20 protein-coding genes, 1 tRNA gene and 2 pseudogenes are annotated in these 25,992 nt (G+C 64.0%); 11 read left to right on the forward strand and 12 right to left on the reverse strand.

What is annotated here, in order from left to right:
- Positions 1-30: 30 nt before the first annotated feature.
- Genes oxlT through pyk form a run of 3 tightly spaced genes read left to right on the forward strand, consistent with a single transcriptional unit; the run spans position 31 to position 4,054 of the window.
- The gene (oxlT, locus tag ACVIGA_RS04240; protein WP_456665406.1) at positions 31-1,350 is read left to right on the forward strand and encodes an oxalate/formate MFS antiporter; all 1,320 of its coding nucleotides are present in this window, start codon (positions 31-33) and stop codon (positions 1,348-1,350) included.
- Entirely contained in the window at positions 1,340-2,635 is a 1,296-nt protein-coding gene (locus ACVIGA_RS04245; protein WP_456665407.1) for a glycerate kinase type-2 family protein, read from the forward strand. The genes oxlT and ACVIGA_RS04245 overlap by 11 nt, the downstream gene beginning before the upstream one ends.
- A 3-nt stretch (positions 2,636-2,638) precedes the next feature.
- Positions 2,639-4,054: a pyruvate kinase gene (pyk, locus tag ACVIGA_RS04250; protein ID WP_456665408.1), complete on the forward strand. Its 1,416-nt coding sequence runs from the start codon at positions 2,639-2,641 to the stop codon at positions 4,052-4,054.
- A gap of 435 nt (positions 4,055-4,489) precedes the next feature.
- On the opposite strand, the gene ACVIGA_RS04255 is transcribed toward pyk, so the two are convergent.
- Both ACVIGA_RS04255 and ACVIGA_RS04260 read right to left on the reverse strand, forming a co-directional pair.
- Positions 4,490-10,483, reverse strand: coding sequence for a hypothetical protein (locus ACVIGA_RS04255; RefSeq protein ID WP_456665409.1), 5,994 nt, complete (start codon positions 10,481-10,483; stop codon positions 4,490-4,492).
- 162 nt (positions 10,484-10,645) lie between these two features.
- Positions 10,646-12,004, reverse strand: coding sequence for an autotransporter strand-loop-strand O-heptosyltransferase (locus ACVIGA_RS04260; RefSeq protein WP_456665410.1), 1,359 nt, complete (start codon positions 12,002-12,004; stop codon positions 10,646-10,648).
- A gap of 270 nt (positions 12,005-12,274) precedes the next feature.
- Between ACVIGA_RS04260 and ACVIGA_RS04265 the strand changes: the two genes are divergently transcribed.
- Positions 12,275-12,526 (forward strand): hypothetical protein, encoded by a 252-nt coding sequence (locus ACVIGA_RS04265; protein WP_456665411.1) that lies wholly within the window; start codon positions 12,275-12,277, stop codon positions 12,524-12,526.
- Between the two features lie 93 nt (positions 12,527-12,619).
- On the opposite strand, the gene ACVIGA_RS04270 is transcribed toward ACVIGA_RS04265, so the two are convergent.
- From ACVIGA_RS04270 to ACVIGA_RS04280, 3 genes are all read right to left on the reverse strand, one after another.
- Positions 12,620-13,402, reverse strand: coding sequence for an alpha/beta fold hydrolase (locus ACVIGA_RS04270; RefSeq protein ID WP_456665412.1), 783 nt, complete (start codon positions 13,400-13,402; stop codon positions 12,620-12,622).
- Between the two features lie 87 nt (positions 13,403-13,489).
- A complete protein-coding gene (locus ACVIGA_RS04275) occupies positions 13,490-14,095 on the reverse strand; it encodes a hypothetical protein (RefSeq protein WP_456665413.1) in 606 nt (201 codons plus the stop codon).
- 263 nt (positions 14,096-14,358) lie between these two features.
- Positions 14,359-14,432 (reverse strand) — tRNA-Gly (locus tag ACVIGA_RS04280).
- Positions 14,433-14,927: 495 nt separating this feature from the next.
- On the opposite strand from ACVIGA_RS04280, the gene ACVIGA_RS04285 reads away from it, so the two are divergent.
- On the forward strand, positions 14,928-15,314 hold the full coding sequence (locus ACVIGA_RS04285; protein ID WP_223976643.1) for a YciI family protein: 387 nt from the start codon (positions 14,928-14,930) through the stop codon (positions 15,312-15,314).
- Positions 15,315-15,335: 21 nt separating this feature from the next.
- Here ACVIGA_RS04285 and ACVIGA_RS04290 read toward each other — a convergent pair whose 3' ends face one another.
- Positions 15,336-15,743 carry a hypothetical protein gene (locus ACVIGA_RS04290; RefSeq protein ID WP_223976641.1) on the reverse strand — a complete coding sequence of 136 codons (408 nt, stop codon included), beginning with the start codon at positions 15,741-15,743 and terminating at the stop codon, positions 15,336-15,338.
- A 100-nt stretch (positions 15,744-15,843) separates the two neighbouring features.
- Positions 15,844-16,644: a lytic murein transglycosylase gene (locus ACVIGA_RS04295; protein ID WP_375775311.1), complete on the reverse strand. Its 801-nt coding sequence runs from the start codon at positions 16,642-16,644 to the stop codon at positions 15,844-15,846.
- A gap of 298 nt (positions 16,645-16,942) precedes the next feature.
- On the opposite strand from ACVIGA_RS04295, the gene ACVIGA_RS04300 reads away from it, so the two are divergent.
- Both ACVIGA_RS04300 and ACVIGA_RS04305 read left to right on the forward strand, forming a co-directional pair.
- On the forward strand, positions 16,943-17,443 hold the full coding sequence (locus ACVIGA_RS04300; protein ID WP_456665414.1) for a MerR family transcriptional regulator: 501 nt from the start codon (positions 16,943-16,945) through the stop codon (positions 17,441-17,443).
- Entirely contained in the window at positions 17,379-17,705 is a 327-nt protein-coding gene (locus ACVIGA_RS04305; protein WP_456665415.1) for a VOC family protein, read from the forward strand. The genes ACVIGA_RS04300 and ACVIGA_RS04305 overlap by 65 nt, the downstream gene beginning before the upstream one ends.
- Before the next feature lie 68 nt (positions 17,706-17,773).
- Here ACVIGA_RS04305 and ACVIGA_RS04310 read toward each other — a convergent pair whose 3' ends face one another.
- Positions 17,774-18,001: a hypothetical protein gene (locus ACVIGA_RS04310; RefSeq protein ID WP_456665416.1), complete on the reverse strand. Its 228-nt coding sequence runs from the start codon at positions 17,999-18,001 to the stop codon at positions 17,774-17,776.
- Positions 18,002-18,156: 155 nt separating this feature from the next.
- Positions 18,157-18,453, reverse strand: coding sequence for a hypothetical protein (locus ACVIGA_RS04315; protein ID WP_456665417.1), 297 nt, complete (start codon positions 18,451-18,453; stop codon positions 18,157-18,159).
- 450 nt (positions 18,454-18,903) lie between these two features.
- Between ACVIGA_RS04315 and ACVIGA_RS04320 the strand changes: the two genes are divergently transcribed.
- Both ACVIGA_RS04320 and ACVIGA_RS04325 read left to right on the forward strand, forming a co-directional pair.
- Positions 18,904-19,299: an NUDIX hydrolase gene (locus ACVIGA_RS04320; protein ID WP_163159328.1), complete on the forward strand. Its 396-nt coding sequence runs from the start codon at positions 18,904-18,906 to the stop codon at positions 19,297-19,299.
- Between the two features lie 167 nt (positions 19,300-19,466).
- A pseudogene (locus tag ACVIGA_RS04325) lies at positions 19,467-20,778 on the forward strand (chloride channel protein).
- Positions 20,779-20,784: 6 nt separating this feature from the next.
- Here ACVIGA_RS04325 and ACVIGA_RS04330 read toward each other — a convergent pair.
- Positions 20,785-21,976 (reverse strand): annotated as a pseudogene (locus ACVIGA_RS04330) (adenylate/guanylate cyclase domain-containing protein).
- Between ACVIGA_RS04330 and ACVIGA_RS04335 the strand changes: the two are divergent.
- Entirely contained in the window at positions 21,975-22,139 is a 165-nt protein-coding gene (locus ACVIGA_RS04335) for a hypothetical protein (RefSeq protein ID WP_456665418.1), read from the forward strand. The pseudogene ACVIGA_RS04330 and the gene ACVIGA_RS04335 overlap by 2 nt on opposite strands.
- A 173-nt stretch (positions 22,140-22,312) precedes the next feature.
- On the opposite strand, the gene ACVIGA_RS04340 is transcribed toward ACVIGA_RS04335, so the two are convergent.
- Entirely contained in the window at positions 22,313-23,557 is a 1,245-nt protein-coding gene (locus tag ACVIGA_RS04340; RefSeq protein ID WP_456665419.1) for an amidohydrolase family protein, read from the reverse strand.
- Positions 23,558-23,586: 29 nt separating this feature from the next.
- A complete protein-coding gene (locus tag ACVIGA_RS04345) occupies positions 23,587-24,942 on the reverse strand; it encodes an MFS transporter (RefSeq protein WP_456665420.1) in 1,356 nt (451 codons plus the stop codon).
- Between the two features lie 123 nt (positions 24,943-25,065).
- Here ACVIGA_RS04345 and ACVIGA_RS04350 point away from each other — a divergent pair, with 123 nt between their 5' ends.
- On the forward strand, positions 25,066-25,992 hold the full coding sequence (locus tag ACVIGA_RS04350) for a LysR family transcriptional regulator (RefSeq protein WP_456665421.1): 927 nt from the start codon (positions 25,066-25,068) through the stop codon (positions 25,990-25,992).

The raw sequence follows: 25,992 nt of genomic DNA on the forward strand, positions 1-25,992 counted from the left end.
AACCGACCAACACCTCTTTTGGGAGCGCACATGATCTCCAGCACGAAACCGGTATCGTCGCCCGGCGGCTTCCGCTGGTTCCAGCTCGCGATCGGCATCGTCTGCATGGCGATGATCGCCAACCTTCAATACGGTTGGACGCTGTTCGTCGATCCGATTGACGCGAAATATCACTGGGGTCGTCCGGCCATCCAGCTCGCCTTCACGATCTTCGTGATGACGGAGACATGGCTGGTGCCGGTCGAAGCCTGGTTCGTCGACAAATACGGCCCGCGCATCGTCATCACGTTCGGCGGGCTGATGATCGGATTGGCCTGGGTGCTGAACTCATACGCCTCTTCGCTCGTCATGCTCTATGCGGCGGCTATTGTCGCGGGCATCGGTGCCGGTGCCGTCTACGGCACGTGCGTGGGCAACGCGCTGAAATGGTTTCCGGACCGGCGCGGCCTCGCCGCAGGCGCGACCGCCGCAGGCTTCGGCGCCGGCGCGGCCCTCACCGTCGTGCCGATCGCCAACATGATTGCCACCAGCGGCTACCAAAGCACGTTCCTGACGTTCGGTATCGGGCAAGGCCTGATCGTTCTCCTGCTGGCCTGGTTCGTCCGCCCGCCGCATGGCGTCGAGGCCCCCAGGAAAAAGCAGCTCAATCTGCCGCAGAGCGCGATCGACTACACGCCGCCGCAGGTCCTGCGCACGCCGATCTTCTGGGTCATGTACCTGGTGTTCGTCATGGTGGCTTCCGGCGGGTTGATGACCGCCGCGCAAATCGGGCCGATCGCCCACGACTTCAAGATCGCGGATGCGCCGGTCACCCTGGCGGGCTTCCAGATGGCGGCGCTGACCTTTGCCATCTCGCTCGATCGTGTGTTCGACGGTTTCGGCCGTCCGTTCTTCGGCTGGGTCTCCGACACGATCGGCCGCGAGCACACGATGTTCATTGCGTTCGCGACTGCGGCGCTGATGTTGCTGACGCTGTCGACCTACGGCCACATTCCGGTTGTCTTCGTGCTGGCCACGGCGGTCTATTTCGGCGTCTTCGGCGAAATCTACAGCCTGTTTCCAGCGACCTCGGGCGACACCTTCGGCGCCAAATACGCGACCACCAACAACGGCATGCTCTACACAGCGAAGGGCACCGCGGCGCTGCTCGTGCCGCTCGCAAGCATCATTTCCACGCAGCTCGGCTGGCAAGCCGTGTTCATCGTCGCGGTGGCGCTCAATGCCACCGCGGCCCTGACGGCCTTGCTGGTGATCAAGCCGATGCGGCGCGCCTTCATTCTCGGCAGTGAGACGACGGCAAAGACCGCGATCGCGCCTGCACCTGGCCGGAGCGCGGCGATTGAACACTGACTGGACGGACCTGCGTGCTCGAACGGCGCTGCGGAAGATCTTCGATGCTGCCATCGCCAGCTGCGATCCGAGGCTGACCATCGCGCGCGCCCTGCCGGCAAAGCCGAAGGGCAGATGCATTGTCGTCGGCGCCGGCAAGGCATCGGCCGCGATGGCCGCAGGCCTCGACGCGGCCTGGCCTGACGTCGACCTTTCGGGTGTCGTGGTCACGCGCCACGGCCATTCAGTTCCCGCGGGCCGCATCGAAGTGCTCGAGGCGTCTCACCCCGTGCCTGACGACACGAGCAAGACGGCCGCCCTTCGCATGCTCAGCGCCGTTCAGGGACTTTCAGCGGATGATCTCGTCATCGCCCTGATGTCCGGCGGAGGCTCGGCGCTGATGACGCTTCCTGCATCCCCGATGACCCTCGCCGACAAGCAGGCGGTCAACCGTGCCCTCCTTGCAAGCGGCGCAACGATTGCCGAGATGAACGTCGTCCGCAAACATCTGTCCGCGATCAAGGGTGGACGGCTGGCGCTCGCAGCCCACCCCGCCCACGTCGCGACGCTTGTGATCTCGGATATTCCCGGCGACGATCCCACAGCGATCGGCTCCGGTCCCTCGCTGCCGGACAGCAGCACAAAAGCCGATGCGCAGGAGATCGTGGGCCGGTTTGCAATCGACCTGCCGGACGCGGCGCGGCTTGTGCTCGCGCAAGCCGACGAGACCCCGAAACCCGGCGAGATCGACGCAGACGTCCGCATCCTTGCCGCGCCGATCCACGCGCTTGACGCTGCGGCAAGAGTAGCGCGAGATGAGGGCCTGACCCCGATCATCCTTGGCGACGCGATCGAAGGCGAGGCGCGCGAACTCGGAACCGTGATGGCGGGCATCGCCCGCTCGGTCGTGGGGCATGGGCAACCCGGCCCGGCCCCTGCCGTGCTACTCTCCGGCGGCGAGACCACGGTGACGATCGGACGCGGGCCGGCGGGCCGCGGCGGCCGCAACACCGAATTCCTGCTGGGGCTTGTCATCGCTTTGTCCGGTACGTCCGATATCTGGGCGATTGCGGGAGACAGCGATGGTATAGATGGAACGGAAGATGCGGCTGGAGCTTTGATCAGTCCGGATACCCTGCGGCGCGCTGCCGCCAATCGCCTCGACGCGCGGGCCTATCTGGCAGCCCATGACAGCTACACGTTCTTCGACCGCCTTGGAGACCTCGTGCGCACCGGGCCAACGCTTACCAATGTCAACGATATCCGCGCCGTGCTAATTGCGGCCGGCAAGCCAGCCATGAGGTAACCCATGCGTCGTCATCGACGGGCCAAGATCGTCGCGACCGTCGGCCCCGCCAGCAGTTCCCCCGAGATGCTCAAGGCGCTGCTGCTGGCCGGCGTCGATACGTTCCGTCTCAACTTCAGCCACGGAACCCAGAGCGACCACGCAACCATCCACGCCGCGATCCGAAAGCTGGAACAGGAAGTCAACCGGCCGATCGGCATTCTGATGGACCTCCAGGGTCCGAAAATCCGCGTCGGCACCTTGCGCGATGGCAAGATTGTGGTGGCGGCCGGCGAGACCATCCGGTTCGTGCTGTCCGGATCGGAGGGCGAGCGAACGTCGATTCCGCTGCCGCATCGGGAAATCTTTGCCGCCGTGGCCCCCGGCCACGACCTTCTGATCGACGACGGCAGGGTCCGGGTTCGCGTCGCCGGCCTCGGTGACGATTTCATCGAAGCCAAGGTGATCGTCGGCGGCACGATCTCGAACCACAAGGGCGTCAATTTGCCGGGGACGGTGCTCGATCTGTCGCCACTCACCGCCAAGGACCGCCTCGATCTGGAGTTCGGCCTGAACCTCGGCGTCGATTGGGTCGCCCTGTCGTTCGTGCAGAAGCCCTCCGATATCATCGAGGCGAGAAGTCTGGTCGGCGACCGCGCCGGTCTGATGGCCAAGATCGAGAAGCCGGCGGCGCTCGAGCGGATCGACGACATCATCCAGTTGTGCGACACCATCATGGTGGCGCGGGGTGACCTCGGCGTCGAAATTCCGCATGAGGACGTGCCGGGGCGTCAGAAGGAGCTGGTGCGGGCGTGCCGTCTCGCGGTGAAGCCCGTGATCGTCGCCACGCAAATGCTGGACTCGATGGTCGCCGCGCCGACACCGACCCGTGCGGAAGTTTCCGACGTTGCGACCGCGATCTATGATGGCGCTGACGCAGTGATGCTGTCGGCGGAATCCGCGACGGGGCGATATCCGCGCGAGGCCGTCGAGATGATGGATCGCATCATCCGCAGCACCGAACAGCACAAGATGTACCGCTCGATCGTCGAGGCGACCCAGCCCGGCGAAGAGCAAACGCCGCCGCATGCGGTTGCAACGGCCGCCGCCGACCTTGCCTCCGTGATTCACGCCGCGGCCATCGTGGCCTACACCTCGAGTGGCACCACGGCCGCACGCGTCGCGCGCAAGCGGCCGAGCCTGCCGATCCTCGCCATCACCCCGAGCCGCGAAGTGTCGCGGCGCCTGTGCCTGCTCTGGGGCGCGCACAGCGTTCTTTCCGATGACGTCGGGAGTTATGAGGAGATGGTGGAGCGCGCGACGGCTCTCGCACATGCCGAGCAGTTTGCATCAAGCCGCGACCTGCTGGTCGTGGTCGCCGGCATTCCCTTTGGACAGGCGGGAAGCACAAACAACCTGCGAGTCGTGTCGCTTCCCTGAGTCACGGCATTGCGCCAAACCAGATCACGAGCGCGAATATCACCAACAAGGCGACGGTGATGATCGCTTCGCTCGTGGGCATACGCTTCATAGGCCGCCTCCGCGCGCGGGAGCAGGATACTGCGACGGGGCGGTGGTTCAGATCAGCACAACACCGCCCGCTTAAAATGCATGCGGACGGCGTCGGCTCTAGCCCCAGGAAGGAAATGCAAAATCCCGGTAGCCATTACGTCTACACATCTGGGCAAAAGGTTCACGTGGCGATCGGCACCCTCCATGAGGGAAAAATGGCGACCGCAGGACCGCGAAGGACGCCGCTGACGCCCGCCCGTTGCTCTCCAATCCGGCTCCGACAAACGCTTTGTGGGGACCCGCAACAGGTCCCCACGATCATCCTATCTCAGCGATCTCTCCACATGCCTCACCGTCGCAGCCTCACGCATGCTGTGGCTGCGCCAGCTGGCTGACCTGCGTCGCCGGCGGATCGACAACCAGGGTCCCGCCATGGCCGTCACTCGAGGTCGCGAATGTCGAGGCCATGTAGTTGCCCAGCAGCGCAATGCTCGCCGTGACGGTGCCGTCCGTCACCGTGAGCGTTCCGCCCGATGCGTTTCCGCTGAAGCTCGGGGTGTGAACGTTCGCGAAACTGATGTTCGCGAAATCGATCGCATCCGAACCGGTCATCCCGGCGACCGTTCCGGCAAAGCTCGCGGAATTGTCCAGCTTGAGCGTCCCCGTCGAACCCTGGAACGCCACGGTGGCATTCGACGTTCCGGTCAATTCCAGGGTGCTGCCCGATGCGATGGTGGCATTGGTGGAGCTCTCGCCCGTCACGTTGAAGGGCTGCCAGGCTCCCCACGCAATGCCGTCATTGGCCCGGATCCAGAGTTGATCCGTGCCCGAGCCGGCCTGATAGGTCGTCTGGGAAAGTTGCGCCGCAGTGATGTCGATCTCGGTATTCACGGGCTGCGATGTGCCGTTGACGCTCCAGTGCCCGTTCGAGTTGGAATCCCACAGCGCATATTTCGTGATGGTATCGCCGTCGGCGTCCGTGGCGCTGAACAGGCTCGATGCGGCGAACGTCTGCCCTGAGACCGTCACCACGTTCGAAGCCGAAACGACCGGAAGGTGGTCGGGCCCCGGGGTGGCCGTGAAGCTCTTCCAGGCGCTCCACATGCTGCCGTCATTGGCCTTCACCCAGAGCGTATCGGGCGTCGAGCCGGTCGGGCCGAACACGTAGCTCACCTGCGACAGGTTCGCCGCCGAAACATCGATCTCGGCGTTGGTGGCCTGGACGACGCCGTTGATGGCCCAATGTCCGTTACCTTGCGTGTCCCATAACGCGTACTGGGTGATCGTGTCGTGCTCGGCATCGCTGACCGAGAACAGGCTCGAGGCGAGCGCCGACGTCTGCCCGTGAACCGCGGCCACGTTCGGTGCCGTCACCACCGGGGCCGTGTCGGGGCCCGGTGTTGCCGTGAAGCTCTGCCAGGCGCCCCACATGCTGCCGTCATTGGCCCTCACCCAGAGCGTATCGGGCGTCGAACCGCCGGGGCCGAACACGTAGCTCACCTGCGACAGGTTCGCCGCCGAAACATCGATCTCGGCGTTGGTGGCCTGGACGACGCCGTTGATGGCCCAATGTCCGTTACCTTGCGTGTCCCAGAGCGCGTATTGGGTGATCGTGTCGTGCTCGGCATCGCTGACCGAGAACAGGCTCGAGGCGAGAGCCGAGAACTGCCCGTGAACCGCGGCCACGTTCGGTGCCGTCACCACCGGGGCCGTGTCGGGGCCCGGTGTTGCCGTGAAGCTCTGCCAGGCGCCCCACATGCTGCCGTCATTGGCCCTCACCCAGAGCGTATCGGGCGTCGAACCGCCGGGGCCGAACACGTAGCTCACCTGCGACAGGTTCGCCGCGGAAACATCGATCTCGGCGTTGGTGGCCTGGACGACGCCGTTGATGGCCCAATGTCCGTTACCTTGCGTGTCCCAGAGCGCGTATTGGGTGATCGTGTCGTGCTCGGCATCGCTGACCGAGAACAGGCTCGAGGCGAGAGCCGAGAACTGCCCGTGAACCGCGGCCACGTTCGGTGCCGTCACCACCGGGGCCGTGTCGGGGCCCGGTGTTGCCGTGAAGCTCTTCCAGGCGCTCCACAGGCTGCCGTCATTGGCCTTCACCCAGAGCGTATCGGGCGTCGAACCGCCGGGGCCGAACACGTAGCTCACCTGCGACAGGTTCGCCGCCGAAACATCGATCTCGGCGTTGGTGGCCTGGACGACACCGTTGATGGCCCAATGTCCGTTACCTTGCGTGTCCCATAACGCGTACTGGGTGATCGTGTCGTGCTCGGCATCGCTGACCGAGAACAGGCTCGAGGCGAGCGCCGACGTCTGCCCGTGAACCGCGGTTACGTTCGGTGCCGTCACCACCGGAGCCGTGTCGGGACCCGGCGACGCCGTGAAGCTCTGCCAGGCGCTCCACAAGATACCGTCATTGGCCCTCACCCAGAGCGTATCTGATGTCGAACCGCCGGGGCCGAACACGTAGCTCACCTGCGACAGGTTCGCTGCCGAAACATCGATCTCGGCGTTGGTGGCCTGCACGACGCCGTTGATGGCCCAATGTCCGTTACCTTGGGTGTCCCAGAACGCGTACTGGGTCATCGTGTCGCCGTCCAGATCGCTCACCGTGAACAGGCTCGATGCAGCAATCGACGTCTGGCCGTGCGCCGCAGTCACGTTGACTGCGTTCACGGTTGGCGCGTTGTCGCCAAATGCCTTGGCCGTAAATTGAGTCCAGTCGCCCCAAACCGTGCCGTCATTGCCTCGAACGCGAAGGGTATCAGTCGATCCGTTTGGACCGAAGACGTAGCTCACCTGCGACAGGTTCGCCGCCGCAACATCGATCTCGGCATTGGCCGCCTGGGCGACACCATTCACCACCCAGTGGCCGTTGCCGCCGGTGTCCCAGAACGCGTATTGGGTGATCGGATCGCCATCGGCGTCCGACACCGTAAAGAGGCTGGAAGCCAGCACGGAGGTCTGGCCAGAGCCTGCATGGATGTTGGACGCTGACGTGACCGGCGCGATATCGGCACGTGTCGTGACCAGCGTTCCGGTGCCGGAATCCGCGCTGACGCTGAACCGCACGCCGGGTATCGCATCAAGCTGCAGATTGAAGGTGGATGCCCCCTCGGTGACGTGCAGGATGTTGCCGGCCTGCAAGGTCGCCGACCCACCCGATACGAAATTGAGGCCTGCCAGATCAATGCTGTCGCCCAGCACCAGACTGCTGATCGTCGTGCCGGCCAGGGAGGTGCCATCGATCTTGAGCTGACCGCCGGAACCGCTGAAGGTGATGCCGCCGTTCGCGATGCTGCCGGCCCGCAGTTCGACCACGCCGCCGGAGATCGTGACCGGCCCCGTGGAGCCGCCCGAGGAAACGATCTCATTGCCTCCGGCAAAGACCGCGACATTGCTCGTCACCGCGCCGGCAACGTTGAGCGCACCACCGCTCGACACCGCGATGTCGTGCGCCGCGGCTCCAGATTTAATGTTCAGCACGCCACCGCTGATGACGGTCGTGTGGTCGATTGCGCCTCCCGAGGACACGTTGACGGTGCCACCCGAAATCCCGGTTCCGGAGCCGGTCACACCGGTAACCACGCCTCCGGAGAGTACGTTCTCGATGCCGCCGGCAAAGACCGAGACATTGCTCAGAACCGTGCCGCCAACGTTGAAGATGCCGCCGCTCGAGACGGAGATATGGTCCGCCGTCGCACCGGACGAGACATTCAGGTCACCACCATTGAAGACTGTCGCATATTCGAACGACGCGCCGGAGAGAACGTCGACGAGTCCGGAAATGACGGTCCCCGAACCGGTGACGCCGGTGACGGAGCCACCTGCAGAGACGATTTCGTGGCCGCCGCTCTGAATGGTGACATTGCTGGTGATCTTGCCCTGCACGTTGAGCGTGCCGGCCACGTTGATCATGCTGGCCGAGCCTCCGGCCAGGAGGTTGAGCGTTCCGCCGGCCGCAATGAATGTTCCCGCACTGGCCGCACCGCTGATGGTGCCCTGGATGACGCCACCGGACGAGACGTTCTCGACGCCGCCGCTGGACACCACCACCATGTTGGACGTGGTCCCCATCACGTTAAGGATGCCGCCGGCCGAAACCGTCGTCCCTACACCGTTGGAGGATGCCGAGACCAATCCTCCCACCAGCACGTTTTCTATGCCGCCGCTCGAGATGAAAACGTTGCTGGTGACGGTGCCGCCAAGATTGAGCGTTCCACCCGACAGGGTGACGTCGTGCGCCGTCGCGCCGGCGGAAACATTCAAGGCGCCGCCGCCGAAGACCGCAGTGTTGAACGTCAGGCCGCCAGACGAAACATCCTCAACACCTCCGCTTGAAACTTGCGCCGCGGCCGAACCGCCGGCCGACACATTCAACATGCCGCCGCTTGAGATCGTGGCGCCAATGGTGACGCCACCAGAGGAAACCACCTGATTGCCACCCGACAGAATCGTGGCGCCGGAATCGACGCCACCACTGAAGACGGCCTCGAAGCCGCCAGACAGGATCGTGCCCGTCGCGCTGCCACCGGCCGAAACGGCACTACCGTTGAACGATCCGAGCTGGAAGTAGCCGCCGCTCAGCACCGTCGTGTCGGCCGCCGTGCCGCCGCTCAGGACGGTCATGCCGCCGGAGTTGGAGATCGTCGTTCCGGATACTGCACCGCCCGAGGTGACTTGTGCGCCGCCGTTGTCGGAAATCGTGGTGGACACCGCAAGGCCACCGGAGTTCACATCGAGCTGACCGCCCGCCACGGTCGTATTGCTCGCGGTTCCACCCGCCGAACCACCCGATCCCTGGAACGACGGAATGCCGACTTGCATGAAGCCGCCACTGCCAACGATGGTGCCCCGGGCCGTGCCGCCCGCAAGCACGATCTCCGTTCCATTCGCGCTGACGGTGATGGCGGAGGTTGAGCCGCCCGACAGAACCTCGAGGATCGGGCCATTACCCACCGAATAGCCGCTCACGACAGCGCCAGGCCCCACATCAAGCTCGGTACCGCTACCAAAAGTGGTGTTGGAAAGCTGCGAAACGGACGCTCCGCTGATCAGTTCTACGGCGCCGAAATTGACCGAAACGCCACTGAGGGTCCCGCCTGAGAACAGCTTCAGCAGACCACCATTGACCATCGTGCCGTTTGCCGATCCGCCGGAAAGGACATCGAGCTCACCGCCGCCGAAGACATTGGCGCCGTTCTCGGCTCCTCCGGAGGAAACGGTTTCCAGGCCACCGTCGTGGATGTTGATGTTACTGGTCGTGCTCCCCGCGAGATTGAATTGGCCACCGCTATTCACATTGATGTCATGCGCGGACGCGCCGGCCTGCAAGTTCAGGGCGCCGTTGCTGTTGACCGCAACGTAGCTGACGGACGCACCCGCGGATGCATTCACTGTGCCCACAACGGTGACCGTCGGGAGGGCGGATGGATCCAATGAACCGCTGAGGGCACCGCCGGCAGAGACGTTCAACGTGGCGCCGCCCCCAACGAACACGAAGTTCGTCGCCGTACCCAGAAGGCTGAGCGTTGCTCCGTTCGATATGGTCAGATCGTGAACGTTGCCGCCGGTTGCGACGCTGGCCGAGGCTCCGGACGACAGGGTGAAGAACTCGGACCGGCCTCCGGAGAGGACATTGAGCGAGCCTCCCGACACCGTAAAGGACTGCGCATTGCCGCCGGAGAGCACGTTCAGCGTGCCCCCCGACACATCGAAGTTCTGCGCGTTGCCTCCCGAAAAGACATTCTCGGTGCCGCCGGCGAAGACCTCCGAGTTGCTGGTCTGAGAACCTGCGAGATTGAGGATGCCGCCACTGCTGACGCCGAAGTCGTGGATCGTCGCGCCAAAGTCGGCCGTGACGAGGCCGCCACTCCTGACCGTGAAGAAGGAGAGCTGGCCGCCCGAGGTCACGCTGACCGTGCCACCCGACACAATCGTCTCGTCGCTGCCGGGAGTGCCCGTCTCGATGCCGCCGGAAGCAATCACAACAAGGCCGTTCGAAAAGACCTCAACGTGGCTTGTCACCGTTCCGGCAACGTTCAGCGTGCCGCCCGAAGACACGGTAAGGAACGACGCCGCACCGCCCGAGGAAACGTTGATCGTGCCGCCTCCATACACGGTGGCCGAGACGCCGAGACCGCCGCTGGAGATAGTCTGGCTGCCGCCGGACAGAATAGTGGCGCCGCTGTCGACACCACCGCTCGAAATCACCTCGGAGCCGCCGGACACAGTCGTTCCAGTGGCGCTGCCCGCGGACTCAATGATGAGCGTGCCGCCAGCCAGGACGGTATCGTCGGATTCTGTGCCAGAAGATACGGTAACGGTGGCGCCGCTGGAAATCGTCTGCATGGCTCTGCCTCTAGGCCAGAATAAAATTCATTTGCCGGTTTCGGGCATCGATGCCCGTCCGCGTCGATATGCTTTACGGACTACGCTCTGGCGCCGACCGGAAATCCCGGTATGCGCTGAATAACCTGCTTTACGTGATCGGCCGTAATCAGCCGTGTGCATTCAAATTGTCGCGGTGAATTTGCATGCCGCGGACACCACAGAAAAATCCTTGTGGTCGAAACGCACCCGCGGATCGTTCCAGCAACTGTTGCACGCGTGAAAATTGACAATGCGGTAAGGCGTTTCAAATTCGTTGGTCGGATGGGTGAACCCGCTGATCATGATGACCGGCGTTCCCGATGCCCATGCAAGCCACGACAGGCCGCTCGACAGACCAATGAAAAAGTCAGCATGCTTGAGGTAACGAAATCGCTCGGCGAGCGGCTTGTCGCCGGTCTCATCCTCGGCACCGTTCGGAATGTGGTTCCAGATCAACTGAGTGCCGTGAACGGCCTTCTGGTCGATACAGACCACCCGGTAGCCGGCCGCCTTCAGGAAATTGACGATCTCGCGCCAACCATGGGGATTGTTCCAGTATTTGCTTTGCGTGGTGCTCTGAACCGCGATGCACACATAGGGCTCGGCAATCGGCCTCTTGTCATCCTTGACGGCGATGCGCGGTGGTTGCTCTGTCGGATCGACGCCCAGGATGTAACCCGCGGTCCGATGTAGCCCGACATGGCGAAAATCGGTCGGCTGATAGACGCAATCCTTGTCGTCGAAAAACAGTCCGACGCTGTAGGTCGCGTAATATCGCTCCGGCTTTACCTTTTCGTGCGTGATGAACTCGATGTCAGGATAGGCGTCGCGGAACAGTTCGATCAGCGGCGCTCCCATGGCGCAGCTCAGCTTGCAACCGTGCTTGTCCTTGAATTTCACGGCATAGGGAAACCATCCAATTGTATCGCCGAGCGTCCCGACCGGAAACTGGATCAGGACAGCGCGATCTTTCGCCGAGTATTCATGATGAAGGACGGATTCGCCCTGCTGGGAAACTTCTATTCCGAAACGGATGTAGTAGCGCTTGCTGCTGTTGACATAGCCGCCGTCGAATTCCGTTTCGAACAACACGTTGCCTGTGTCGAGATCCCGAATCCTCACCTTCCAGGGCTGCTCGCCATGAGGGCAAACAATTCGCGCGCCGTCATTGAAGTCGAATTGCAGTCCTCTTGGACCGACCTGGGTGGGCAATTTGGCGGCCGCAGGATAGGCGGATTTCGGGGCCTCGGCATTCGACGAAACAACCTCCGGTTTGACCGGCGCGGCATCGATCGAACGATCAACGATGACGTTGGGTTGTTCCGGCAAATGGTCCGCCGGGCGTTTCAGCGCGATCGCCGGCGCAACGGTAATCGCATTCACGAAGAGACCCCTGCACTGAAATACACAGAAAAGGTATGCGAGATTGATAACCTCGTCACGAAACCTTGGCGAGTACCTCCTCGGGGCTGCTCCGGAATCGCAGAAGCAGGACCACATTCAACCATGAGCTGCAATTCCAGCGCCGCTCCAGCTTGCCTCGGGCGAAGTCTGCCCTGTCGGTGACGACGAACCTGGCGATCACGATCGCGGCCAGTTGGTAAAGGCCAATACGCAAATTTCGCTCCGATTTGGATGCAGACAAGCTTCTGATCATTCACACGAGAGAAGCTGGCTCCGGGGAACCGATTTAGGGTTCCCTAGAAAGGAGAGGCGCGTGTGATTGCGTTCGCGCGATCCGAGCCAGCGCCCTGGAGCAGCAAGCGCGAGATGCTGACTCGAGTCGAGCGCATTTCGAAGAAAGGCATTCTGGCCGCTGGCTCGCGTCCCGAGCTGACCTTCACGTCGTTTGGCCCGCATGGCGGCGGAGCCACCGAGGCGAGCGCGTCCGGCCTCACCGAAACGCGGCTGATGAAGAAGGGCCAATGGTCATCGACCAAGTCGATGGCGCGCTACCTCCATCACGACGACGAGGCCAAGCAGGACACTTCCACCCAACACGCTGGCGCCGACGAAAGATAGCGACAGGACGCGCACCCAAGGCTTCTGGTTGCTGACGAGGTCATCCGAATTTGGCATCAGCGCGCCCCGGCATTTTTGTGCGACATGCGCCCCTCACCCGCGGGTATTTCTGATGAAACCCTGGATGTGCGGCAAGACATTATCGATGTCGCTCATTTCCATGTCATGTGTCAGTCCGTCGATCGTGCATAACAATACCTTGGAGTTCGCCAAGGCGGGCTCGATGCTCCGGGCACTTTCCAGTGCAACCGGATTTTTCCCGCCGACAATCCAAAGCGTTGGACAGAGCATTTGCGCCGGAACGATTTCGTCCCAGTCGAGTATGGCGGTAAGCCACGGAACTTCGTGCTGCGCACGGGCGCTCTGAAGATAGGCGCGCTCGGGGTGAGTAAGCGACTCCAGATCGAGTGTCCCCTCGTTTTGCGCGCGCAGAATCGGTATCCAGCGATCCCGAACACCCGTCACTGTGCGGCGGAAGTCGCCGGAAGCGCCGGGACCAAACGGCACACCGACCATGACGAACCGTGTTACGCGCTCCGATTTGGCCGCAAGATAGCGGCCAGTATTTGCTCCGAAAGAGTACCCCCAAAGCGCGAATCGTTCGATACCCGCGTGATCGGCAACAGACAGGATGTCTTGGCAGTGGCGGTCGATGCCATATGCCTCAACTCTAGTCGGCTTGTCGCTTTCACCGTGACCTCGAAGGTCCATAGCCACGACGGTGAAGTCCGAACTTAACCTATCCACGTAGCCAGCATCTTGCCACGTTTGGCGAGACTGAGCCCCACCGTGCAAGAGCACCACAGCTGGACCTGAGCCGGTCTTTTCATAGGCAATGCGAGTTCCGTCGTCCGACGTAGCGAAATGCGCAGGCATGTTTCTTCGTTTCTTTCAGATATGGTTGATCTCGGGCTGAGCGCGTAGGCGTCTCAAGCCGTGTCGGCGGCAGCCGTTTCGCTCAGGTCAAAGATTGCGCGCTGTCGGCGTACGACCAATCGGCAAACGACCTCGGGTCGCTGCGAGGCGAGCCGCGCAAAGAGCGCGCCAGGCGTGGGTGCCATAACTTGCGACCAGATCCTTCCCCGTCTCCTTCCAGAGCGATGACGTGGGATCCAGCCCTAGCATTCGCACGAAATTATCGTCGCCAACGACGACCTGCTTTGCGAACGGGAATAGAAACCGCTCGCCACCTTGTCGGCAGAAAGCGCGGGCGTCAGCATAGGTTGAAAACCAGCTGTTGAGCTGGAATTGACAACGTAGATCGTACCAGAGGCCGCCGAGGTCGTCGGATGGTTGGGCTCGTCCCTCAAGCACACGGCGAGCGTGCGCCCAATCCTGAAATCCAAGTTCCGTGGAAACGATATTCAGGGCGTGCACAAGCTTCCAGGACACTGGCAAAGCCCAACGTCGCTTCCTCGAGATCCAGCGCGCATAGAACATCGCATCTGGTACTTGATTGGCCAGATCATTCAGGCGGAGTCGCGCGCGGATCTTGACTTCGCGCAGGAGTTCGCTCGCGGCGACTTGAGACGACGCAAGCACAATTTCTTTTGATGGAGATAAAGGCACAACAACCCTCCGTAGAGACTTCGGCCTTCCCGCTGTGGCCGAACAAAGGGTCGAGTCATTGTCGTAGCCCCGATGCCATTCGAAGCAACGGGAAACGAACTACTGAAGGGTGAGAGCCTCTTGCGCGGGAAGGCGCCCCTTCGACACCTTCATGAACTGTAAAGCCGATTTGGGAACAGTGCAAGTTCGTAGCCGAGAGCCCGCTGCTTCGCTGCTGCTGCGGGACGAACTGCGCGTCGCGGGGCCGGGGTACGGCTGCGTATTGGAGCGGGTGAAGGGAATCGAACCCTCGTATTCAGCTTGGAAGGCTGCTGCTCTACCATTGAGCTACACCCGCATCGGGCGATCACCTAACACGGCCGGACGGCCGTCTCAACTGCCTCGGCGGGGGTCGTTATTGCGCCGGTAAACGAGACTATGTCCGCGCGATCGGACCGGTTCCTGGCCGGAATGAGACGGACGGCGGCCTTAACAGCGGCAGATTCGCCACCTATATTGCTGGTCCCATCAACAAAGAAAGGAGGTGATCCAGTGTCTTGTCTCAAGCGCTGTCACCTCGCTGGGATCGCCCGCTAGGCGCTGAGTAATCAGCCTGGCAATCGGGGCGCTCTCAGCCCTGGACCAGCGAGACAACAAATCCGGGGGCGCGGCGGAAGCGATTCCGCCGCGCCTTTTTTGGCTGTTCGGGCCGCGCTACGCGCCGCCGCCATGCCGCCGGCGGGATACCTTGTCGCAGCACAAAAACCGGCCGGTCCGCTACACATGAAATGTCGGCGTGGCCGGCTCTGGGCCGTCCTTGGGCCTGCCGCATCAGAAATGAGGAGCTCACCAGATGCTTTATGCCATCCTGGCCTATCACGTCGAAGCCGAGGTCAAGTCGTGGAGTGCCGATGAGGACGCCGCCGTCATGGCGGGTCTGCGCGAGGTCCATCAACGGCTGAAGGGGCGGCTCGGACCGGCTGCACGGCTCGGCGAAACCCGCAACGCCAGCACCCTGCGCGGGCCCGGCCACGGCATGGTGGTCGACGGCCCGTTCTCGGAGACCAAGGAGCAGTTGCTCGGCTTCTACGTGATCGATTGCGCCGATGAAGCGGAAGCGATCGCCGCGGCGCGCGACCTGCGCAGCGTCAACCCGTCGGCGGTTTACGAGATCCGCGCGCTGAAGCGCTATACCCCCGGCGCACCGTTTCCGGAAACCGCGGGCCCAAGCGACGCCTAGAGCGCGCGCCTGGAGAGCTGCTCAACGGCTCGAGCGTTTCGGCAATTTCGGCAGCTTGCTCGGATCGAATTTCGGCAGCGGCAGATCCGCCGGCGGCTCGGGTGTCGCCTCGTGGCTCGGCATCAGCGTCACCTCGAAGGCGAGATCGGGCACGGCATCGGCCCTGCCCGTGCAGGTCGCGATCGCGCCGCTGAAGATACCCTCGAGCCGCACCACGAGATCGTCGGTGCCGAACACGGTCGCATGACCATCGGAATGCCGCCTGGTGGTGAGAACGGCGGAGAAGCGCTCGCCGTCCACCTCATAGGTGCCGCTGTAGAGCATGATGGCATCGCTGCCCCACAGCCTGCCATCGGCCACGTGCACGATGCCGGTGCCGTCAGCGAGCGACGTTCGAAACCACGCCGCATAGGTGCCGTTCTTGAGCATGGAGCCTGTCTCCACTCGCTCCGTTTCACCGCAACGATCTGGGCACCGTTGCGTTAACAGGCGGTGAAGGAACCTGGAGTGAAGGAATTTGGCCCTGCGCTCATTGGCCGCCGTCGATCTGCCGTCCCATGATCGCGATCGCCTTCTGATAGACCCCTGCCGCGTTCCACGCCTCGATCGCGGCGAAATTGGGTTCCCCGGGCTGATAGCCGGCGCCGGCGCGCCAGCCATTGGCGCGCAGGAAGTTCGCCGTCGAGTTCAGCGCGTTGGCGGCGACGTCGAGATTGCCGGTGCCATAGGCGAGGACGTTCTTCGGCATGAACTGGGTCTGGCCGATTTCGCCATGCATCGAGCCGCGCGTGCTGCCGGACAAACTGCCGCGGTCGATCAGCTTCAATGCGGCATAGAGCTGATCGGTGAAGAACTCCGGACGGCGGCAGTCATAGGCAAGCGTCGCGATCGACGACAGCATGTTCTGGTTGCCGCGCTGGCTGCCGAAGCCGCTCTCCATGCCCCAGATCGCGATCAGCGGTCCCGGCGGCACGCCATAGCGCTGCTGGATCGAGGCGAACAGCGCCGCCTGCGACTGCTTCAGCGAACGGCCGCGCGCCACGATGGTCGCAGATCCCCGCTTGGCCATGAACTGCTCGAGCGACAGGCCAAAGCTGCGCTGGCCGCGATCCGCGGCGATCGTCGCGCTGGCGTAATGTGCCTGCATCAACGCATCGATCGCGGTGGCGCCGACGCCCTTGGCCCTCGCCTCGCCGGCAAACTGCTCCTTCCAGGCTTCGAACCCGCCGGGCCCGTTGCCGCACTGCGCCGCGTTGGCCTCTGCGCCCAGCGTTGCAACCATCACGACGATGGCGAGCGCCGACGTCGCAATCTGCCAGCCCCTGATCATCCGAATCCTCCTCCGAAAAATGTGCCGCCGCCCCTCGCGGGCGCGGCGCTGACGATGGCCTGATGTAGATGACCCGGCGATGAACGATCCGCCGCAGATTCGGCCGCGGACCGTCACGATATGTCGCCGGCGGCGGATTGGCCATCCCGGCCAGATCAGGCAGCCGGGACATTTGGCCCCTGCGTCCGTCCCGGCGGATCGACGGAGTTCAGCGGCGGCGCCCGCGAGCGCCGCAACACGGCGCTTGACATTGACGCTAATGAGAAGGTGCTAGGCCGATCCTCGACAGGAGATCGCGATGCGGATTCAGGAGGCGGCACGCCATCTTGGCGTGAGTGCACGGACGCTTCGGCACTACGAGGAGGCTGGCCTGATTGTGCCGCGCCGGAATTCGAACGGCTATCGAAGCTACGCCGCGTCGGAGATCGAGCGGGCCGCGTGGGTGAGAGACCTCATCGCCGCGGGCTTCTCGACCCGCGAGCTTCGCAATCTCCTGACCGCGCTTGCAGACGGCCGGCGCGGCGCGCGCGTGAACTGCTCCGCAGTGATGCAGGAGAAGCTCGATCAGATCGATCGGGCGATCGCAGCGCTGCGCAAGCGGCGGCGCGCCTTGTCGCGTCGTCTGGCTGGACCGGATGGCGGTCGCAGCAACATCAGAACATCAGGACCTGGCGATGAAGATACTCAATATCCTGGCGAGACGTTACCTGCCGCTCGAGGGCCTCGACGAAGCGGTGGCCTTCCACGAAGCCCTGATCGGCCAGACGGCGCGCCTTCGCTTCGACTATCCCGAATATGATATCAGGCTGGCGCAGGTCGCCTCGATCCTGTTCATTGCAGGGACGGAACAAAGCCTGAAGCCGTTCACGGCGACGCATCTGACGTTTCTGGTCGATGACATCGACGCATTCGCCGCGCGTCTCCCCGGCGTCGGCGCCACGATCCTCGAGGCCCCCAAACAGGTTCCGACCGGCCGCAACATGCTGGTGCTGCATCCGGACCAGACCCGCGTCGAATATGTCGAGCATCGCGACAAGCATCCCGCCGATGTATTGCCTTGAGCATGTCAGCCGCACGGCCGTGATGACGGCAGCGCCGGCTCGCGAAATGCCGCACGCGATGTCGCCCGCTACGGCACCTCGCCTCGCCGCAGCGGGCCAACCGTCTGCGGGCGGTTGAGGAAGAATTCGCGGTTGCCGAGCGCGGACTCCGCATACTGGTCGATCGCCACGATGATCGCCTGCACGTGGTGAAAGCACCAACCCTCCCGCGTCGCCATGTGCCGGACCTCGGCCAGCGCCTTGATCCAGGGCGCATGATCATCGCTGTCGTGGAAATACCGAAGCGGCTCTCTCATCTTTCCTCCGGCAGATCACGTCCTCCAGCTCGGCGCGCTTGCGCGACAGCAGAAGCTGCGCCGATGCACTATCGCGTCCGGCCCGCCTGAGCCGGTTCACGGATGCGTCGAGCGCGCGCAACTCGGCGCGCAGCCGCCGCATCCTCGGGCCGTCATCAGGCACGCGCTTCGCCGGCGGCAAGCTCCCGCTTCGCCACGCGAAGAAAGATCGGCGTCGCGGCGCGGCGGCGCGGAGCAACGCTCGCATACACGATGATCGGCTCGCGGTCGCCCAGTGTGCCCCGCTCTTCGACCAGACGGCTCATCACCAGACGCATCTTCAGCAGGTCGCCGGCAACGAAGGCGCAGTCCTCATCCCGGTTGATCTGCTGTCGCATGATCGCCTCAGCCTCGAGCATGCTGACGCGCAGCGCCCTGATCTGCCTACGAATTTCGTTGATGCGGTTGTCCATGGCGGCCTCCTATTCAAGGTGGAGGGCAATTAGAACAAAACCAGAACATACAGTCAAGCGGCGGAGCCTGCCTGTCGTGGATTTTTGTCATCGAAAGCCATGCCCCGGTTCCTGCTGCGGGAACCAGGAGGATCACCCTTTTCACGAGCTCAACGTGAGGATGTTCGATGAAGCGAGACCAGAGAACCACGGACGAACGTACCCGGCCGGGGTCACGGCGAACGTGTGCAGGCGTCCGCAGAGAAGCCGCGGCAGACCGTCACAGCCGGCTGCCCTTCTTCTGCGGCCTCCTCACGAAGATGCGCGCCGTCAGGATTTCCTCAGTGCTCAGGCCTTCCGCGGCAGACAAACCGCCGACACATGACTGTGGAACAATTCGCCCTTGGAACTTGTCTACTCAAATAGACAAATTAGAATGGGGTCGATTCTGTTTCGATCATTGCGCAGTACATGACGAAGTCTTCCAAACTGGTTGCCGCCAAGCGCGGCAAGGTCCTTCTGGTCCGACGTCGATCTGACGGGCTGTGGATGTTCCCCGGCGGGCGCAGGCGTGCGCGCGAGACCGGCAAGGACTGCTTGAAGCGTGAGATCAAGGAAGAGCTGCCGAAGCTCAAGCTCGGCAGGCTCAGCCTGTGGAAGGAAGTGACGGCCAAGAACAAGCGTTCCGGCCGCAAGATGAGCGATGCGATCTTCATCGCCAAGAACGCCAAGGGCAGACTGGCGATCGGCGACAAGAAGGAGATCGACCGTGCCGCCTGGCAGAAGCCGCGGGGACTTCGCCTGACGGCGACCTCGCGCTACATCCGCGATCGGCTGTTTCCAAGGAAGCAGCGGCGCCGGCGATAGGCGGCGGGATATCTGCTGCGCGGAAAATCACAGATTTCATCTTGGGGCATTTGGCGGCTGCGTGGGCATGCCTTGCTGATTTGTTGAGCTTCGCCCACCATCGACGCGTGCTAGGAATGATGTGATCCGTCCGGACCGGACACGACATCAGCCGGAACACCGTCAGAATGGGCTTCCCCTCCAACCGCCAGAGGCGGTTATTCAGAATCGTTTCCGCGCGTTGGCAGCGCCGGGCCATCTTCCTGCTGGGCGGCATCGCGGTCGGTGCGGCGGCCGTCGCGCTCGCACAGCTCGCGGATCTGGCGCAGATCGCCTTCTCCGCACTGGTGTCGCATCTCCGCTACGCCTCGCTGGTGGTGACGCCCGCAGGCTTCGCGCTGTCCGTCTTCCTGACCAACCGCTTCTTCCAGAACGCACAGGGAAGCGGCATCCCGCAGGCCATCGCCGCACGCCATCTGACCGACCAGACCGCGCGAAAGCCTGGTTTCGCTGCGCATTGCCGCCGGCAAGATCCTGCTGACGTTGTTCGGCCTGCTGTGCGGCGCGTCGGTGGGGCGCGAGGGACCGACGGTGCAGATCGGCGCGTCGATCATGTTTGCGCTCGGCCGCTTCTCGCCGCGGCGTCAACCCGGTTTGATCCTTGCCGGTGCGGCCGCGGGCGTCGCGGCAGCCTTCAACACCCCGCTGGCCGGGATCGTGTTCGGCATCGAGGAAATGAGCCGCGCCTTCGAGACGCGAACCTCCAGCCTGATCATCGGCGCGGTGATCGCCGCGGGCCTGACGTCGCTCGCCCTGATGGGCAACTACACTTATTTCGGCACCAGCGCGACGGCGCTGCGCAACGGCGCCGACTGGCTCGCGGTCCCGCTCTGCGGCGTGGCCGGAGGCCTCGCAGGCGGCCTGTTCAGCCGCATCCTGATCGCAATGGCGCGCGGATTTGCCAATCCAGTCGGACGCGCGATCAAGCGCTATCCGGTCGGCTTTGCCGCGATCTGCGGATTTGCGGCGGCGATTTGCGGGATCGCTTCCGACGGCGCGATCTACGGCACGGGATATCAGCAGGTCAAATCCGCGCTCGAAGCCGGATCACAATTGCCCGCGAGCTTCAGCGTCTGGAAATTCCTCGCCACCACTTTTGCCTCGATCAGCGGCATGCCGGGCGGCATCTTCGCACCCTCGCTCGCGGTCGGCGCCGGGCTCGGCTCCAACATCGCGCCGCTGTTTCACGGCGCGCCGCTGCCGGCGATCATGCTGCTCGGCATGGTCTCGTACTTCGCCGGCGTGGTTCACGCGCCGATCACGGCCTTCGTGATCGTCACCGAGATGACCGACAATCACGCGATGGTCGTGCCGCTGATGGCCGCGGCCCTGATTGCGCATGCGAGCTCGCGCCTGATCTGCAAGGAGGGCGTCTATCATGCCCTCGCCAAGGGATTCATCGATCGGGCTTCGCCGGCGCAGACGACGACACCGACCTGAGATTTTTCAGCCGCTATAGGCAAACAGCTCGATCGGCTCGCTGAAGCCGCGCACCGCATGCTCGCCGACATGCTCGAGCGCGAAATCGTGCTCGACCAGATCCGCGAAGGCGCGGGACAGCAGCACGGTCTTCTTCAGCTGCTTGGTCAGGGTTTCGAGCCGCGAGGCCATGTTCACGGCGGGACCGATCACGGTGAAGTCGAGCCGGGTGCGCGATCCGATATTGCCGTACATGACGTCGCCGACATGGACGCCGATACCGTAATTCATCGGCGCCCGGCCCATCATACCGTTCCGTTCGCTGAGCGCCGCCATCGCCTCGCGCGCCTCGGACACCGCGTGCAGCAGGTTGGCGCAGGCCTTAGGATCGCTGAGCGGGAAAATCGCGAGCAGGCCGTCGCCGATGAATTTCAGGATTTCCCCGCCATGCCGCGTAATCGGCTCCGACATCGCGTCGAAATAGTCATTCAGGAGATCGATGACGTCATCGCGCGGCCAGCTATCCGAGATCCGGGTGAAATCCCGCAAGTCGCAGATCATGATCGCGGCGCGCACCGTGGTGCCGCTGCCGCGCCGCGTCGCGCCGGCCAGGATCATCTCGCCGGCATGCGACCCGACATAGGTCTCGAGCAGCGTCCGCGCCAGGCGGTTCTTCATCCGGATCTCGCTGACCAGCGCCAACACCGGCAGCACCTTTCGCAGCTCGGCGATGTGGACGTCATCGAAACCGCCGGCACGGTCGGTCGCGAAGGTCACGACGTGCCGCTTGCCGAGCGTGTGCAGCAGCGCCCAGGCCACATAGTCGGTCAGTCGCACGCATGTCGTCATAGAGCGCGTGCTTGCGGCCCTGTGACGGGTCACGTTCGAGCTTCTCGCGCACCTCGTCGGCACCCTGATGGATTTCGTAGACCGGACTGCCGATATATTCCGATCGCTGCTGGACATCGTAGTCGACCCGCGTGATCTCGGCTTCGCGCTTGCCATCGGCCCAGATGATCCGGGCGCCGAGCCATTGCGGATGCTGGATCAGGAGATTCATCGTCGCCCGCTTCAGCGGAATGCCAGCGCCCTGCAGCCGGATGCAAAGTTCGGCGAAGATGTTGTCGATGAAGCGCTGGTCGCGCGTCTGGTTGGTCAACCAGCTCACAACGTCGCCGTCGGACTGCGACGGGACGGAATCGATGTTGGGCGCGTTCATGGCTGGCTCCGGAGCGGCGGGTGGGGTCGGCAACCGGTATGTCGTGCTTCCGCACGGCCGCGTCAACGCCGCCAGCGGCATCGTGATCGAACTCGTCGGCCTGCCCGAGCCCCTCGAAGGGTACTGCGGGCCTCCGCGAGGTATGGTGACGGCGAGAGCGTAAAGGGACGGGTTGCCAAAATATCGAAAACAACCCCATGCAAAGTAGCCGGCGGTGGCCGGCGCTCGACCAGGCTACTTGACACGTCGGGCAACTCACGGATAGATTTCCAAAATTCCGAAATCATTCAGACGCACGCTCGCCCTCCCCGCACGCGGGGCGAGGTCAAGTGGAGCCTACCCGCCCAGCCGGTCGACCTCGGCCTTGCCGGCCTTCATGACCAGCGGGATGTGCTCGCCCTGCCCAAGCAGGCAGGTGACATCGCGCAGCGGATTGCCCTCCACCACCAGCAGGTCGGCAAAAGCCTCCGGCGCGATGCGGCCGAGCTTGCCTTCCATACCGAGCACCTCGGCGCCGATAATGGTCGCGCTCGCAATCACCGCCTGCGGGCCCAACAATTCGGCGCGGATCCGGAACTCGTCGCTCTGCAAGCGCTGCGACGGCCCGAGCAGATCGGTGCCGAATCCCATCTTGACGCCGGCCTCGCGATAGATCGCGAGCGAGCGCAGGCCGGCGTCGCGCACGTCGGCAACCTTGGCGACGCTCGCCGCCGGCAGGCCGTATTTGGCGCCTTCGGTGGCCAGCGCCTCGTAGGTGACGAGGGTCGGCACCACGTAGGCGCCCTGCTCCGCCATCAGGCGCGCGGTCGGTAGGTCGACCAGATTGCCGTGCTCGATGGTGCGCACGCCGCAGCGCACCGCGCGCTCGATCGCCTCCGCGGTGTACGCATGCGCCAGCACATAGGTGTGGCGCGCCCGCGCCTCCGCGACGATGGCGCGGATCTCGTCCTCGGAATAGCCGAACGCACCGATCGGATCGGTGGGTGATGCGACGCCGCCCGACGCCATGATCTTGATCTGGTCGGCGCCCATCTGCAGCTCCTCGCGCACCGCCTTGCGCACCGCATCGACGCCGTCGACGACACGCGCGATCGCGCCGACCCGCACGCAGCAGGAGCAGGTCGGGTCGGCCAGATAGTCCGAGCGGGCGCGCCCGTCGCCATGCCCGCCGGTCTGGCTCAGCGCGCGGCCGGAGACGAACAGCCTCGGACCGTCGGTCAGGCCGGTGTCGATCGCCTGCTTGAGCGCATAGCCGGCGCCGCCGGCATCGCGGACGGTGGTGAAGCCGCGCTTCAGCATGCCCCGCAGCAGCATGGTCGAGCGCAGCGTCACCAGCACGTTCGCCATCCGCGCCTGCTGCGACAGGTCGAGCTCGACGGCGACCGCGTGGACATGCAGGTCGATCAGGCCGGGCATCAGGGTCTTGCCCCTGAGGTCCATGACCCGATCGGCCGAGGCCTCGATCGGCCGGTCGGAGACCTCCTTGATCAGCCGATCCTCGACCAGCACGTGGTGCCCTTCGAGCAGATCGGAGCGCAGCGGATCGAGCAGCGCGGCATTCTTGAAGAGGACGGTGGACATGATGATCTCCTGTCAGGACGCCGCTGTGGTCACGCAGCTTCGCTTGCGATGTCTTCGAGTGACCGGCCGCGCGTCGGCACGCCCATCAAGAGGACGGTGACGGCGCCGATCAACAGCACGGACGTGGTGACGCCGAACACGCCGGCGAAACCGAAATTGGGATAGAGATAGCCGACCAGGATCGGTGCGATGATCGCGCCGATGCGGCCGATGGCGGACGCAAGGCCTGCCCCCGTGGTCCTGAACGCCGTCGGAAACACCTCGGCCGTGTAGGCATAGACGCCGGCATAGGTGCCGTTCATGAAGAACGACAACAGCAGGCCAGCCGCCATGATCTGCCCGTCGCTCGCGGCAAAGGCGAGCCCGAGCGCGCTGGCGCCGCCGAGGATCATGTAGGTCGCGATCGTGGACTGCCGGCCGATCCGCTCGTTGAAAAAGGCGGCGGTGAAATAGCCCGGCACCTGCGCGCAATACATCGCGAGCGAATAGCCAAAACTCTTGGTGATGCTCATGCCGTTCTGCACCAGCAGGCCAGGGATCCAGACGAAGAACGAATAATAGCTGAACGTGATCGACAGCCACATGATCCAGGTCATGGTGGTGATCCGCGCCTGGCGGCCGGCCAGCAGCGCCGCAAAATTGCTCAGCAGCGTTCCCGACGATACGGCAGGCGCAGCGGGCTCGGCGACCGGAGCCGGCAGCACGCGGCCCTCGCGCGCGAAGCTCGCCTCGACCTTGTCGAGCACGGCTTCGGCTTCCTTGACCCTGCCGCGGCTTTCCAGCCAGCGCGGCGATTCCGGCAGCGACCGGCGCCACCACAGCAGCATCACGACCGGGATGGCGGTGATGACGAGCACGATGCGCCAGCCGTTCTCATAGGCCGGCACGATGAAATAACCGAGCAAGGCGGCCGCGACGAAGCCGAACGAGAAGAAGCCGGCGAGCGCGCCGGTGAAGGCGCCGCGGTAACGCCGCGCCACGAATTCCGCGAGATATGGCGCGATGATCGCGCTTTCCGCGCCTGTGCCCATGCCTGCGACGACGCGCGCGGCGAAGAACGCGGGCCAGCTATCCACTGTCGCACTCACCAGCGAGGCCACGCTGTAGACCGCGAGCGCCGACATCATCACCGCACGGCGGCCGATCAGGTCGCCGAGCGTCCCCGCGAGCAGCGCGCCGAACAGATAGCCGACGAAGGTGCTGCTGCCGAGCACGCCGGTTTCGACATTGCTGAGCCCCCAGGTGGTGCGCAGCACCGGCAGGATGAACGCCAGCACGGCGGCATCCATCGCGTCGAACAGATAGCCCAGGCCGCCCATCAGCAGCAGGTGCACATGGAAACGCGCGAACGGCAGGCGCTCGATGCGCGCCGAAATCATCGACATGAAATAGCCCCCCTCCGCCCCGCGGTCGGCACGCGCCGCGAGGTCAGTCCGGGGGAATGATAGACAAATCAATATTATGGGAATAATTTATAATTGTTATCTAGCACATCACCATTGTGAATATTGCTCGTGTCCTTCCGAACGCTCGACCTCAACCTGCTGAAAGTCTTCGAGGCACTGATGACCGAGGGCAGCGTCACCCGCGCGGCGAGCGCGTTGACGATGACCCAGCCCGCCGTCAGCAACGCGCTGGCGAGGTTACGCGACGCGCTCGGCGATCCCCTGTTCGTACGCTCCGCCAGCGGGATCCGCCCGACGCAGCGTGCGGTGGCGCTGTGGCAGCCGATCGGCGACGCACTGGAGCACGTCCGCCACGCGCTCGACGAGGACGCTTTCGATCCGCGGCGCACCGAGACCGAGTTCAGCCTGTCGATGTCGGACTACGTGTCCTCGCTGGTGATGCCGCGGCTCATCAACCGCTTCAGCGAAATCGCGCCTTCCGCGCGGATCCACACCTTGCCCAACACCATCCTGGAGATCGGCGACCGGCTCGAGGACAACCGGGTCGATTGCGTGCTGAGCGTCTATGTCAACGAGGCGCAGCAGCCGCCGGCCGCGATCCGCTCGCGCTCGCTGTGGACGGTCGAGTATGCCTGCATGATGCGGCGGGATCATCCGCTGGCGAACAGGAAGCGGCTCAACGCCCGCAGTTTCCTCAACGCCAAGCATGTCGATGTCAGCCTCGCCGGCAAGACGCTGCCGACCTACGACCAGTTCCTCGCCTCGCGCGGGCTGTCGCGCAATCTGGTCACGACAGTCAATCACTACAACGCCGCCTACGAGATCGTCCGCCAGTCCGACCTGATCGCGGTGCTGCCGCGCGATCTCAGCGCGCAGTCCCGCCACGCGCCGTACCTGCATGCGGTGCCGGTGCCACTGCCGGCGCCACCGCGCATCGTCAGTCTGTTCTGGCACCAGCGCAACGACACCGTCCCCGCGCAGCGCTGGCTGCGCGAGACGCTGGTGGAGCTGTTCGCGCGGATGGAGTGA

The organism is Bradyrhizobium sp. USDA 3240, assembly GCF_054063295.1.